Annotated in this window: 9 protein-coding genes and 1 pseudogene; 8 read left to right on the top strand and 2 right to left on the bottom strand. The window is 70.2% G+C overall.

Translation table 11 applies throughout. The features are described 5' to 3' along the window. Window positions 1-33 precede the first annotated feature (33 nt). The 3 genes from ATL42_RS10735 to ATL42_RS10725 are packed head-to-tail and all read left to right on the top strand — an operon-like array spanning window position 34 to window position 4,614. A complete protein-coding gene (locus ATL42_RS10735; RefSeq protein ID WP_211281802.1) occupies window positions 34-1,026 on the top strand; it encodes an AAA family ATPase in 993 nt (330 codons plus the stop codon). Window position 1,027: 1 nt separating this feature from the next. Then, window positions 1,028-2,266 (top strand): DUF58 domain-containing protein, encoded by a 1,239-nt coding sequence (locus ATL42_RS10730; RefSeq protein WP_098455330.1) that lies wholly within the window; start codon window positions 1,028-1,030, stop codon window positions 2,264-2,266. Further along, entirely contained in the window at window positions 2,263-4,614 is a 2,352-nt protein-coding gene (locus tag ATL42_RS10725) for a transglutaminase TgpA family protein (protein WP_098455329.1), read from the top strand. The genes ATL42_RS10730 and ATL42_RS10725 overlap by 4 nt, the downstream gene beginning before the upstream one ends. Before the next feature lie 69 nt (window positions 4,615-4,683). Here ATL42_RS10725 and ATL42_RS10720 read toward each other — a convergent pair whose 3' ends face one another. Next, a complete protein-coding gene (locus ATL42_RS10720; RefSeq protein ID WP_098455328.1) occupies window positions 4,684-5,394 on the bottom strand; it encodes an aspartate/glutamate racemase family protein in 711 nt (236 codons plus the stop codon). Window positions 5,395-5,470: 76 nt separating this feature from the next. On the opposite strand from ATL42_RS10720, the gene ATL42_RS10715 reads away from it, so the two are divergent. From ATL42_RS10715 to ATL42_RS10695, 5 genes are all read left to right on the top strand, one after another. Beyond that, on the top strand, window positions 5,471-6,394 hold the full coding sequence (locus ATL42_RS10715; protein ID WP_211281801.1) for a LysR family transcriptional regulator: 924 nt from the start codon (window positions 5,471-5,473) through the stop codon (window positions 6,392-6,394). Between the two features lie 150 nt (window positions 6,395-6,544). Then, complete coding sequence (locus tag ATL42_RS10710) at window positions 6,545-8,161, top strand: ABC transporter substrate-binding protein (protein WP_098455327.1); 1,617 nt, start codon at window positions 6,545-6,547, stop codon at window positions 8,159-8,161. Between the two features lie 86 nt (window positions 8,162-8,247). Next, complete coding sequence (locus ATL42_RS10705; protein ID WP_098455326.1) at window positions 8,248-9,306, top strand: ABC transporter permease; 1,059 nt, start codon at window positions 8,248-8,250, stop codon at window positions 9,304-9,306. Beyond that, complete coding sequence (locus tag ATL42_RS10700) at window positions 9,306-10,337, top strand: ABC transporter permease (protein ID WP_098455325.1); 1,032 nt, start codon at window positions 9,306-9,308, stop codon at window positions 10,335-10,337. The genes ATL42_RS10705 and ATL42_RS10700 overlap by 1 nt, the downstream gene beginning before the upstream one ends. Continuing rightward, a complete protein-coding gene (locus ATL42_RS10695) occupies window positions 10,334-12,076 on the top strand; it encodes an ABC transporter ATP-binding protein (RefSeq protein ID WP_098455324.1) in 1,743 nt (580 codons plus the stop codon). The genes ATL42_RS10700 and ATL42_RS10695 overlap by 4 nt, the downstream gene beginning before the upstream one ends. A 70-nt stretch (window positions 12,077-12,146) precedes the next feature. Here ATL42_RS10695 and ATL42_RS16970 read toward each other — a convergent pair. Then, window positions 12,147-12,575, bottom strand: a pseudogene (locus tag ATL42_RS16970) (GGDEF domain-containing protein); the annotation flags it as partial. Between the last annotated feature and the right edge of the window lie 780 nt (window positions 12,576-13,355).

Genomic DNA, 13,355 nt, shown 5'->3' with positions numbered 1-13,355 from the left:
CACGTCCGACGATCACAGAAAGCAGCCCCACGCATGACGACTCCCACCACGACCCGGCAACCGATGACCGGGGAGCAGTCGGCGTGGTTCGCGCAGACGTTCTCGGCGCTCGTCGACAATGTGGGCCAGGCGGTCCTCGGCAAGACGCACGTGGTGCGCCTGGCCTTCACCGCGATGCTCGCCGAGGGCCACATCCTCCTCGAGGACGCTCCCGGGACGGGCAAGACGATGCTCGCTCGCGCGCTCGCGGCGACCATCGACGGGACGCACAACCGCATCCAGTTCACACCCGACCTCCTGCCGTCCGACGTCACCGGGGTGACGATCTACGACCAGAAGAGCGGCGTCTTCGAGTTCCACAAGGGGCCGATCTTCTCCTCGGTGGTGCTCGCGGACGAGATCAACCGCGCCTCGCCGAAGACGCAGTCGGCGCTCCTCGAGGTCATGGAGGAGTCCCGGGTGACCGTCGACGGCGTGACCCACTCGGCCGGGCGCCCGTTCATGGTCATCGCGACGCAGAACCCCATCGAACAGGCAGGCACGTACCGTCTGCCCGAAGCCCAGCTCGACCGTTTCCTCATCAAGACGTCCCTCGGCTACCCCGACCACGCGTCGACGCTGCAGATCCTCGCGGGCGCAGCCGAGCGCGACCGCACGACGGGCCTCAAGCATCTCGTCTCGTCTGCGGCGATCGTCCAGATGGCGGTGCTCGCGTCGACCGTCTACGTCGACACGTCGATCAACGACTACGTCTCGCGTCTGGCCGAGGCCACCCGCAACGACGCCGAGACGCGCCTCGGCGTGAGCGTGCGCGGGTGCCTCGCACTCGTGCGCTGCGCGAAGGTGTGGGCGGCTGCTCAGGGGCGCCCGTACGTCATCCCGGACGACATCAAGGACCTCGCGGTGTCCGTCCTCGCGCACCGACTCATGCTCGACGTGGAGGCGGAGTTCTCCGGCGTCACCTCGGAAGAGGTCGTCGAGCGGATCCTCTCGACGATCACCCCGCCGTCGGAGCGTGTCGGCTGAGATGACCTCGCCTCAAGACGAAGCCCCGCACGGACGGACGGACCAGGTGCTCGATGCTGTGCTGGCCACGGTCCGGCGGGTGCGGGCTCCCTTGCGCGTGCTGGCCGGGCTCGGGTGGGTGGTGCTCGCGTGCACGGTCGTCGCGCTGGTCGTCGGGCGCAGGTACGGGTGGGCGGAGCTCGTCGTCGCCGGGTGCGTCCTCGGGATCACCGTCGCCGTCGCGCTGCTGCTGACCATCGGGCGCTCGCACTACTCCGTCGACCTCGATCTCGCTGACCGCGCTGTCACCGTGGGGGAGCGGGCCATGGGCCGCATCGAGGTGCGCAACGCGGGCCGCCGCCGTCTGCTGCCTGCGCACATCGAGCTCCCCGTCGGGACGGGCGCTGCGGGCTTCGCCCTCCCGGGCATGGCTGCGGGCGCCGTGCACGACGAGCTCTTCGCGATCCCGACAGCGCAGCGTGCTGTCGTCGTCGTCGGTCCTGTGCGCTCGGTGCGCGCCGACCCGCTCGGCCTCGCGCGCCGCGAGATGGCCTGGACCGAACCGGTCGAGCTCTACGTGCACCCGCTCACCGTGTCGCTCGCCGGGACCCGCGCAGGCCTCCTGCGCGACCTCGAGGGGCAGGCGACGCGTGTCATCTCGGACAACGACATGTCCTTCCACGCCCTGCGCGAGTACATCCCTGGCGACGACCGGCGCAACATCCACTGGCGTACGAGCGCCCGCACCGGCACGCTCATGGTCCGCCAGTTCGAGGATACGCGCCGGACCCACACGGCTCTGGCGATCTCCACCGACCAGCCTGACTACGCGAGCGACGCCGAGCTCGAGCTCGCGGTGAGCGTCTTCGCGTCCATCGGGATCCAGGTGATCCGCGACGACCTCCAGCTCACCGCCCTCGCCGGCGAGGAGACGCTGCGGGCCCAGTCGCCCCGCAGGCTCCTCGACGACTGCTCGGGCATCGAGCGCTCGCCCCGTGCCGACGACGCGTGGGACCTTGCCCGGACCGTCGCCCGCACGGTGCCGACCGCGTCGATGGTCGTCATGATCACCGGGTCCGTCCCGAGCCACGCGGCGCTGCGGGCGAGCGCCGCCCACATCCCGACGGGCGTGCGCACCATCGTCGTCGCGTGCGAGCCTGGCGCCGAGATCAGCATGCGCAGCCAGGGGTCGCTCTCGGTCGCGTCGCTCGGCGACATCACCGACCTGCCCCGCCTCCTGCGTCGGCTGGTGGTCTCATGACCACGACCTCGGGGTCTACCGTGACGCGCCCGGCGGTGTCGGGCGCCCGTCGCCCGCCGGCACGGCTGCGCGTGCCGGCGCGTCCGACGTCCCACAAGATCGTCGATGCGGTCGTCGTCGCGGTGACGGTGCTGCTCGCGCTCGTCCCGCTGCTCCCCGTCTTCGGGGTGGCCGCTGCGCTGCCGGCCGTCGTCGGTGGCGTGACGATCGGCCTCGTCATCGCGATCGCGGCCGTCGTGCGCTCGTGGCCCGTCATGAACACGATCGCGACGGTGTTCATCGCCTACGTCGGGCTCGGCGGAGCGCTCGCCGCGCCGTCGACGACCGTCGCGGGCGTCGTGCCGACCCTCACGACGCTCGTCGCTCTCGGCGAGGGAGCCGTGAGCGCCTGGAAGCAGGTCATCACGCTCGAGCCTCCGCTGGGGACGGCAGGCAACGCGCTCGTCGCGCCCTTCGTCCTCGGTCTCGCCGGGACCGTCGTCGGCGGGGTCCTTGCCGCCGGTCGTCGACACGGTGCGCGGATCGCCGCGGTGGCGGCCGTGCCGGTGGTCGTCCTCGTCCTGTCGATCCTTCTCGGCACCGTCGAGCGGATGCTCGCGACCGTCATCGGTGCATCGATCGCCGCGGTGCTCCTCGTGTGGGCAGCGTGGCGGGTGGGGCAGTGGCGGCCGCGCCGTCACGCGTCCCTCGCGTTCATGGCTGTCGTCGCGATCGCCGGTGGTGTCGTCCTCGCCCCGGTCGTCGCCGGGGACACGCCACGGTTCGTGCTGCGCTCCGTGATCGTGCCGCCGTTCGACCCGCGTGACCACACCAGCCCGCTCTCCGCGTACCGCACCTACTTCAAGGACCTCAAAGAGACCGACCTGCTCACGGTGAGCGGTCTGCCGGAGGGCGGCGTGGTCCGCCTCGCGACCATGGACAGCTTCGACGGCGTGGTGTGGAACGTTCTCGGTGACGGCGAGCCGGACGGCTCCGGCTCGTTCCGCAAGGTCGGCGACGACATCCCCACGACGCTCGCCGGCGAGCGCGTCGAGGTCGAGGTCGACAACCTCGCGCTCTCCGGGGTGTGGATGCCGACGGTCGGTCAGACGACGGGCGTCCAGTTCCTCGGCAGCTCCGCACAGGACTCTGTCCGTGGCTTCCGTTTCAACGACGCCACCGGGACTGGTGTGCTCGTGCAAGGCATCGCGACGGGCCAGCGGTACACGCTCGACGCCGTGATCCCTGAGGTCCCGACCGACGAGGAGCTCGGCACCGCACCGCCGGCCGACGTCGTGGTCCCCGACCCGGTCGGAGTACCTGACATCGTGGCCAACCGTTCCACCGAGGTCGGCCAGAACGCCACGACGGCCGCCCTCGTCTCCCGAGCGATCGAGGCCTACCTCCATGACACGGGGTTCTTCAGCCACGGGCTCGAGGCGGCGGGGGACTACCCCTCCTACTCCGGGCACGGTGCAGCTCGCATCGCCCAGCTGCTCGGCGACCCGGTCATGGTCGGCGACGCGGAGCAGTACGCCTCGGCGATGGCGCTCATGGTGAGCCAGCAGGGCCTGCCGGCCCGGGTCGTCATGGGCTTCGTCCCGACCGAGGACCAGGACGGCGACCCGGAGATCACCTTCACCGGCGACAACGTGCAGGCCTGGGTCGAGGTCGCCTACGACGGCTTCGGCTGGGTCCCGTACTACCCCACGCCGCCGACGTCGCAGACTCCGCAGGAGAACGACGACCCCATCGAGAAGGAGCCGCAGCCGCAGGTGGTCCAGCCACCTCCGCCGCCTGCCGACCCTGTCGTCCCGCCGACCGAGGACGACGAAGAACCGAACGTCGACTCCAACCTCGAGAAGGACGACCAGGGGATCGATGTGCTGCGCGTCGTCGCGATCACCGTCGCGATCGCGGTCCCGCTGCTCCTGATCCTCCTTCCGCCGCTCCTCGTCATTGCGGCGAAGGAGCGACGCCGGCGACGCCGCCAGCAGGCAGCCGACCCCGTCGAACGGATCAGCGGCGGGTGGCAAGAGGTTCTCGACACCGCTCTCGACCACGGGACGCCGGCCCCGGCGGACGGGACCCGGCGCGAGACGGCCCATACCCTGCTCGCTGCCTACCCAGGAGTGCGTGCTGCGACGCTCGCAGAAGAGGCCGATGCCGCGGTCTTCGCCGGAGGGCAGCCGACGGACGTCCAGGTCGAGCGGTACTGGGAGGTCGTGGAGCGCTCGGTGACCGAGATCCGTTCGGGCGGCACAGCGTGGGGGCGTGCGCGCGGTCGGGTGTCACGTGCGTCCCTCACTGCGCACCGGCGACGAGACCGTGCTCCGCGTCGTCGTCGTACCCTGCGCAGACCGAGGTGACGAGGTGCACCGAGGCGCGCCGTTGAGCCTCGGTGCACCTCGATCGTATCGGTGGAGGTGGTCGTCAGGTCAGAGGCTCGGCACCGGCGGGGTGAGCGCTGCTTCCACCGCGGCGAGCGCGTGCACGTGGGCCGAGTCGATGAGCGGCAGGTCCGTGTCCGTAGGGCGCACGAGCAGCCCGATCTCGGTGCACCCGAGCACGACGGCCTGTGCCCCGCGTGCAGCGAGCCCGTCGATGATGGCGACGTAGGCGTCGCGCGACTCGGGGTTGAGGATGCTCGTGGTGAGCTCGTCGAAGACGACCCGGTCGACGAGCTCACGGTCTGCAGGCTCGGGGACGAGGACCTCGATGCCCCACCGCTCGCGCAGGCGATCACGGTAGAAGCTCTCCTCCATGACCTGGCGCGCGCCGAGGAGGCCGACCCGGTCGGCGCCGAGCGCGCGGGCCCGTGCGCCGACAGCGTCGGCGATGTGCAGCAGCGGCAGCTCTGTGGCGGCCTCGATCGCGGGGGCGACCTTGTGCATGAAGTTCGTGCACAGGACGATCGTGTCCGCTCCGGCGGCCTCGAGCCTGCGCGCTCCGTCGGCGAGCATGGCACCGGCCTCGTCCCAGGCCTCACGGACCTGGAGCTCGCGCACGGCGGCGAAGTCGAGCGAGACGAGGACCACCTGAGCGCAGCTGTGGCCACCGAGGCGTGATCTCACCTCCTCGTTGATGATCCTGTAGTAGGTCGCGGAGGAGTCCCAGCTCATTCCGCCCAGCAGCCCGATCGTCTTCATGCGTCTCATCGTGGTCGGGGACGCGCCTGTGCGGAAGAGCGACCTCGTAGGTCATGACCCAAGGCATGCTTGGGTCATGGATGCGAAGAGGGTGCTCGTCTTTGGGACCGTGGCACGGACAGGGTCGCTCGGGGCCGCGGCCCGTGAGCTCGGGTGGACGCAGCCCGCCGTCAGCCAGCACGTCCGCGCGCTCGAGCGCGAGCTGCGCGTCCCGCTCGTCGTGCGCAGCGCCCACGGGATCACGGTTACGGAGGCAGGTGCGGTCCTCCTCGGTCACGCCGACGCGCTCGCTGCGCGGCTGCGCGCCGCCGACGCGGAGATGGCAGCCCTCGCGGACAGCACCGCCGGGAGCGTGCGCCTGGCGACCTTCCCGACGGCGGGCGCGACGCTCGTCCCGGCAGCGTTGCAGGCGATGGACGCGCTGACTCCGGGCCTCGAGGTGCGTCTCGTCGATGCCGAGCCACCCCAGGCGCTCGAGCTCCTCGCGCGCGGTGACGTCGACGCGGCGCTCGTCTTCCGGTACGACGACGAGCCGGTCACTGGCAGCCGCTCCCTCGTGCACCACCCGTTGGGCGACGACGTCGTGCGCCTCGTCCTGCCTGCGGCGCACCCGCTCGCCGGTCGGGCACGCGTCCGGCTGGCGGAGGTCGCCCACGAGAGGTGGGTCGGTGGCTGCGTCCAGTGCTCCGAGCACCTGCTGCGGGCGTGCGCGCGCGCCGGGTTCGTCCCTGACGTCCGGCACAGCACGGACGACTACGTCATCGTCCAGTCGCTCGTCGCGCAGGGGCTCGCGGTGGCGCTCCTGCCGGAGCTCGCGCTGCTGAGCGTCCGCAACCCGGGTGTCGCGGTCGTCGAGTCCACCGACGCAGGGACCCGACGTCTCTTCCTCGTCCACCACGCGGACGCGGCCGGGATCCCGGCGCTGCGGGCGCTGCTGTCCGGTCTCACCGCGACTCTCCCGGACCCCACGAGGTCCCGCCTGGACGGGCGCCCGGCCTGAGACGGTGGGCGGGGCACCGGACGTCCGGCGTTATCGTTACCGTCCTGACATACCTCGTGTTACCAGCCGGTAATACGCTTGTGCGATTGTTCCGGTCAACGACGACCGCCACCTCGGGTGGTGTGTCTCCCCCATCCAGGAGGATCACCAGTGAAGATTCGAAGCAGCCGGCTCGCGCTGTCGACGGCGGCCCTCGCCGTGACGGCCCTGACCCTCTCCGCCTGCGGTTCCGGGCGTACGGACTCCGACTCGACAGCGGACGGGGAGTCCGCAGGCGAGAGCATCATCGTCGGCACGACGGACAGCCTCACGACGCTCGACCCTGCCGGGTCCTACGACAACGGCTCGTTCCACGTCCAGACGCAGGTGTTCTCCTTCCTCATGAGCTTCGAGCCGGGCGGCGCCACGCTGGCCCCGGACGCTGCCGAGAGCTGCGACTTCACCTCGGACACGGTGTACACCTGCACGCTCAAGGACGGGCTGACGTTCGCCAACGGCAACGCGCTGACCGCCGAGAGCGTGAAGTTCAGCTTCGACCGCCAGCTCGCGATCGCCGACCCGAACGGGCCGTCGTCCCTCCTCGCGAACCTCGACTCGGTGGCCGCACCCGACGAGAAGACGGTCGAGTTCACGCTCACCTCCCCGAACGACCAGACCTTCGCGCAGGTGCTCGCGTCTCCGGTCGGTCCCATCGTCGACGAGGCCACCTTCCCCGCTGACGCGCTGCTCGACGACGACGCGATCGTCGAGGCCGAGGCCACCTCCGGGCCGTACCTCATCAAGAGCTTCGCGAAGAACTCGCTCGTCGAGTTCACGCCGAACGCCGACTACACCGGCGTGCAGGGCGACGTGATGAACGACGGCGTCACGCTGAAGTACTACACGGACTCGAACAACCTCAAGCTCGACATCGAGAGCGGCGCGATCGACATCGCGACCCGCAGCCTCACGGCCACGGACATCGAGAGCCTCGAGTCCACGGACGGCGTCAACGTCGTCTCCGGCCCCGGTGGAGAGATCCGCTACGTGGTGTTCAACTTTGACACCATGCCGGGTGAGACCCCCGAGCAGAAGCTTGCCGTCCGCAAGGCGTTCGCGTTCTCCATCGACCGCGAGGACCTCTCGGAGCAGGTCTACAAGGGCACCTACACGCCCCTGTACTCGTACGTCCCCGAGGGCCTGCCCGGCGCAGCGACCCCGTTCGAAGAGCTCTACGGCACGGCGCCCGACGCCGACGCGGCCACGGCCGTCCTCGCCGAGGCCGGCGTCGCCACGCCTGTCGAGCTGAACCTCCAGTACAACCCGGACCACTACGGCCCGTCCTCCGACCAGGAGTACAACGCCATCAAGCGTCAGCTCGAGGAGACCGGGCTCTTCACGGTCAACCTCCAGTCGACCGAGTGGGTCACGTACGCCGAAGAGCGCACAGCGGACGCCTACCCCGCGTACCAGCTCGGCTGGTTCCCGGACTTCTCCGACGCGGACAACTACCTCACGCCGTTCTTCGACAAGGACAACTTCCTCGGCAACCACTTCGAGGACGAGGAGATCAGCGAGATGCTCGACTCCGAGCGGACCGACGGTGACGTGGACTCCCGCCTCGAGACGATCGAGGACATCCAGCAGATTCTTGCCGAGAGCCACCTGTCGACCGTGCCGCTCCTCCAGGGCTCGCAGGTCGCTGTCGCCCGCGACGGCGTCTCGGGTGTCGAGGACACGCTCAACGCGTCGTTCCAGTTCCGCTACTCGGTCCTGAGCAAGGGCTGATCTCGTCGACGGGGGACCGGTCGCCAGCCCTCGGGCGGCGGCCGGTCCCCCGAACGACGTCCCCGGCCCCCTGAAGAACGGACATCATGGCTGTCAGCGTCCTTCCACGCAGCGTCCTCCCACGCAGCCCGCTCGTGAGATACCTCCTCGTGCGGCTGCTCCTCGTCATCCCCACCGTCCTCATCCTCGTGACGGTCGTGTTCTTCTTCATGAGGGTGATCGGGGACCCGATCACCGCGGCGCAGGGCGGTCGTCTGTCGCCCGAGCAGCTCGACATCCGGCGTGCCGCCTCCGGTTTCGACCGGCCGATCCTCACGCAGTACCTCGAGTACCTCGGCGGGCTCCTCCACGGTGACTTCGGGACCGCGCTGACGGACCGCCGCGAGATCAGCGAGGTGCTCATCACCAACGGCGCCGCGACGCTCGAGCTGTCGTTCTGGGCGCTGCTCGTGGCGTTCGTCGTCGGTGTGCCGCTCGGACGCCTGGCCGCACGTCACCGCGACCGCCTCCCCGACGTGGCGATCCGCCTCTTCGCGATCCTCGTCTACGCGGCCCCGGTCTTCTTCATCGGCCTCCTGCTGAAGCTGCTGTTCTCCTCGACGCTCGGCTGGCTGCCGTCGTCTGGACGCGCCTCACCGTCGGTGTCGATCGCACTGAACAACGTCCATCCGAAGACGAACATCATGCTCGTCGACGCGATCCTCTACGGCGAGACCAGCTACATCGTCGACGTCCTCCAGCACGCCGTGCTCCCTGCGCTCGCGCTCGGGCTCCTCACCGCCGGGGTGTTCATCCGCCTCATCCGCATCAACCTTCTCGAGACGATGCGCACCGACTACGTCACGGCCGCCCGCGCCCGCGGCGTCTCGGAGTCTGTCGTCGTGCGCAAGCACGCCTTCCGCAACGCGCTCGTCCCGGTCGTCACCGTCATGGGGATGCAGATCGCGCTGCTCCTCGGTGGGGCCATCCTCACCGAGACGACCTTCGAGTGGCAGGGCCTCGGGTACATCCTGTCCCGGTACCTGCTCGCTCGTGACTTCGTCGCCGTCCAGGGGATCGTCACCGCCATCGCGGTGGTCGTCGCCATCACAAGCTTCCTCATCGACCTGATCAACGCGCTCGTCGACCCGAGGGTGAGGTACTGATGTCTGCCATCGTCACCGCCGAGACCGACGGTCTCGTCCCGCCAGAGAAGTCCCGCCGGAGCATCCCCGGCGTCGCGCTCCTGCGCTCTACGCACGGTCTCCAGCGAGGCATGCTCGTCACGGGCCTCGTCATCATCGCGGTCTTCGTGCTCGTCGCGATCTTCGCGCCGCTCCTCGCTCCCTACGGGTTCAACGACGACCGCATCGACGGGATCCCGTTCGGCACCCAGCAGGCACCGTCCGCGGCGCACTGGTTCGGCACGACGGTCGGAGGCCAGGACGTCCTGTCTCGCGTCCTCTTCGGTGCGCGCACCGCGCTCGAGGTCATCGTGCTCGCCGTCGCGATCTCCCTCGTGGTCGGCGTCCCGCTCGGGCTCGTCTCCGGCTACGTCGGCGGCAAGCTCGACCGCGGGCTCGTCCTCGTCACCGACGCGCTCTACGCGTTCCCGTCGCTGCTCCTCGCGATCATCGTCGCGATCATGATCACGGGCGGGCGGTCCACGCCCGCCAGCGGCATCTTCGCGGCAGCCATCTCCATCACGGTCGTGTTCGTGCCGCAGTACTTCCGGGTGGTCCGCAACGCGACCGTCTCCGTCAAGCACGAGCCGTTCGTCGACGCCGCCCGGATCACGGGTGCCAAGCCGCGGCGCATCATGTTCAAGCACGTGCTCCCCAACGTCTCGCAGACGATCCCCGTCCTCGCGACGCTCAACGCCTCCGAAGCGATCCTCACCCTCGCAGGGCTCGGCTTTCTCGGGTTCGGCATCGAGCCCTCCAGTGCGGCCGAGTGGGGCTACGACCTCAACAAGGCTCTCTCTGACGCGACGAACGACATCTGGTGGACAGGGACGTTCCCGGGCCTCGCGATCGTCCTCGTCGTCACCGGCGTCACGCTCGTCGGCGAGAGCCTCAACGACGTCCTCAACCCCCTGCTGCGCACCCGCGGCAGCGGCGCGACGACAGCCGACGAGGCCGAGATCGCCGGCGCCGACCTCCCGGCCGAGGACACCTCAGACAAGGACAACTCATGACTGCTGAGCCCATCCTCCGCCTCGACCGGCTCAGCGTCGCGTTCGCCGCGGACGCAGGTGCTGTCCAGGCCGTCCGGAACGCGAGCTTCGACGTCGGGCCCGGCGAGATCGTCGCCGTCGTGGGGGAGTCCGGCTCGGGCAAGTCTGTCAGCTCGCGCGCGCTCCTCGGCCTGCTCCCCGGCTACGCGACCGTGACGGGCTCGGCCACGCTCGACGGCGTCGAGCTCACGACGCTGCGCGGGGACGCGATGCGCAAGGTGCGCGGCAGGCGCATCGCGATGATCTTCCAGGAGCCGTCGACGTCGCTCGACCCTGTGCGCACGGTCGGCTGGCAGGTCTGCGAGGCCCTGCGCGCCCACAAGCGCATGAGCCGGCGCGCAGCGATGGCCCGCGCCGTCGAGCTGTTCGAGCTCGTCGGGATCCCCGACCCTGCGCGACGCGTGAGGTCCTACCCCCACCAGATGTCCGGTGGGCAGAAGCAGCGCGTGATGATCGCGATCGCCATCGCGTGCGACCCCGAGGTGATCGTCGCCGACGAGCCGACGACCGCGCTCGACGTCACCGTCCAGGCCCAGATCCTCGACCTGCTGCGTGACCTCCGGGACCGGCTCGGCACCGCGATCGTCCTCATCACGCACAACATGGGTGTCGTGGCGGATCTCGCAGACCGCGTCGTCGTCATGTACCGCGGCGAGGTCGTCGAGCAGGCGAGCGTCCAAGACCTCTTCGAATCGCCCCAGCACCCGTACACCCAGCGGCTGCTCGCCGCGGTGCCGTACCTCGGCCGGGCCACCCGCACCGAGCTTCCCGGCGCCGCACCGCACGCGACCGTCGTCGAGCCGGACCAGGCACGAACCTCGACGGCAGCGGACCCCGGGAGCACGGTCGAACCCGGCAAGAGCACCCGGGAGGTCCCGGCCCTCGCGGTCGAGAACCTCGTCGTCGACTTCGCCGGGCGGCTCGGCAGCCCGAGCGTGCGGGCGATCGACGACGTCTCCTTCGCCATCGCGCCCGGTGCTGTCCTCGGCCTCGTCGGCGAGTCTGGCTCGGGCAAGACGACCGCCGGACGGTGTGCCGTCGGGCTCGTGCCCGCGTCCAGGGGGAGCGTCAAGGTGTTCGGCGACGACCTCGCACACGCGTCGGCACAGTCGTTGCGAGCGTTGCGTCGTCGCTTCGGCTTCGTCTTCCAGGACCCGGCGGCGTCGCTCAACCCGCGGGCGAGCGTCGGTGCGTGCATCTCGGAGCCCCTCGTCGTCCACGACGAGGGCGACCACGCGTCGCGCCGTGCCCGCGTGCTCGAGCTGCTCGACGCAGTCGAGCTGCCGGCCGCGTTCGCCGCCCGCTACCCGCACGAGCTCTCAGGGGGGCAGCGTCAGCGCGTGAGCCTCGCGCGTGCGCTCGTCCTGAGCCCCGACCTGCTCGTCGCCGACGAGCCGACGAGCGCGCTCGACGTGTCCGTCCAGGCGACGGTCCTCGCGCTCTTCCGGACGCTCCAGGCCGAGATGGGCTTCGCCTGCCTGTTCATCAGCCACGACCTCGCGGTCGTCGACATCGTCGCGCACGACGTCGCGGTGATGAGCAACGGCAAGCTCGTCGAGGTCGGTACGACGGCGGACGTGCTGCGCGACCCGCAGCAGGAGTACACGCGGGCGCTGCTCGCGGCCGTCCCCGTGCCGGACCCGCGCGAGCAGGCGGTCCGACGTCGTGCGCGCGCCGAGCTGCTCGCCTCGCTGGGGTAGGGGTAGGGGTAGGGGTAGGGGGGGGAGCGGGCGTATCCCGAGGCGCCTCGTGGCCTCCGGGAACGTCGCGTCAGCTCGCCGGGTGCCCGCTGCGCTTGTCGATGTACATCTGGGCGTCGGCGAGCGACAAGAGCCGCTCGACGCTCTCGCCGTCTGCGCGCGTGACGGGGACAGACCCGACGCTCACCTCGACGATGACCGTCGTGCCGGCGACGGCGACGGGGTCTGCGAGGGCGTCCCGGATCCGGGTGACGGTGTGCGCCGCGAGCTCGGGGCAGTCTTCGGGGATGAGGATGAGGAACTCGTCGCCACCCATCCGCGCGACGAAGTCGTCGCGGCGCACTGCTCCGCGCAGACGTCGGGCGACCTCGACGAGCACGTGGTCTCCTGCCGTGTGGCCGTGCACGTCGTTGATCGACTTGAAGCCGTCGAGGTCGAGGAAGAACAGGCGGGCCGCCGACAGGGTGCCGGAGTCGACCGAGCGCACGATCGTCTCGAGGTGCGTCGCGACAGCCCGTCGGTTGGGCAGACCGGTGAGCGCGTCGTGCGTGGCCTGGCGGACGAGATCCACTCTGGCGCTCTCGTACAGCTGGGCGATCCGCCAGACCCGGGCGATGATCAACGGGGCGATGAGCAGCGCGACGGTGCTCTGCAGCACGATGTCCGGGGTGCGGCCGACGAGCTTGCCGATGATCGCGACCGCCGGGTTGATCGACAGGGCCGCCCAGAGGAACAGCAGGTGCGCGACCGAGAGACGAGCGCTCTGCACCCGGCCCGGATCGGACAGGTGCTCGCTCGTCGGATGGAGGAGCGCGGCACCCATCGCAACATAGCTGGTGATCCACAGCACGCCGACCCAGGAGGCCGCCGTGCCTGTTGCCGGGTCGGCTGTGAGGACCTTGGAGACGTGCCCGACCACGGACATGAGCGCCGCGACGAGCAGGAACGCAAGGGTCGGGCGTGCTCGCTCGGCGGACGCGATCGCTCGAGCCAGGGCCCCGGTCACGCCGCAGAGGAGGAGCAGCGAGAGGAGCGTGAACGTCCGTTCCTGCAGCGTAGCGTCGCGCTCGTCGAGGACCGGGAGGACGACGAACGTCCACAGCAGCCCGGCCCCAGCGAGTGCTCCGATCCCTGCGTCGACGATCTTTCCGCCGTCTCTCCGCGCGATCGGCAGGATGACGAGCACGCTGGCGATGAGGAAGCCGAGATATCCCAGCGGCAAGAACAGCAGAGGAACGATGCCGGTCGACCGAGGCGCGCCTTGGATGTTCACCTGGAC

The organism is Sanguibacter antarcticus (assembly GCF_002564005.1).
GTDB classification, from domain to species: domain Bacteria; phylum Actinomycetota; class Actinomycetes; order Actinomycetales; family Cellulomonadaceae; genus Sanguibacter; species Sanguibacter antarcticus.
This window is presented reverse-complemented; position numbering and strand designations above follow the sequence as displayed.

What these genes read in the sequence shown, in the direction of transcription:
- ATL42_RS10735 (WP_211281802.1), top strand. Translation starts at nt 34, where the DNA reads ATGACGACTCCCACCACGACCCGGCAACCGATGACCGGGGAGCAGTCG.
- ATL42_RS10730 (WP_098455330.1), top strand. Translation starts at nt 1,028, where the DNA reads ATGACCTCGCCTCAAGACGAAGCCCCGCACGGACGGACGGACCAGGTG.
- ATL42_RS10725 (WP_098455329.1), top strand. Translation starts at nt 2,263, where the DNA reads ATGACCACGACCTCGGGGTCTACCGTGACGCGCCCGGCGGTGTCGGGC.
- ATL42_RS10720 (WP_098455328.1), bottom strand. Translation starts at nt 5,394, where the DNA reads ATGAAGACGATCGGGCTGCTGGGCGGAATGAGCTGGGACTCCTCCGCG.
- ATL42_RS10715 (WP_211281801.1), top strand. Translation starts at nt 5,471, where the DNA reads ATGGATGCGAAGAGGGTGCTCGTCTTTGGGACCGTGGCACGGACAGGG.
- ATL42_RS10705 (WP_098455326.1), top strand. Translation starts at nt 8,248, where the DNA reads ATGGCTGTCAGCGTCCTTCCACGCAGCGTCCTCCCACGCAGCCCGCTC.
- ATL42_RS10700 (WP_098455325.1), top strand. Translation starts at nt 9,306, where the DNA reads ATGTCTGCCATCGTCACCGCCGAGACCGACGGTCTCGTCCCGCCAGAG.
- ATL42_RS10695 (WP_098455324.1), top strand. Translation starts at nt 10,334, where the DNA reads ATGACTGCTGAGCCCATCCTCCGCCTCGACCGGCTCAGCGTCGCGTTC.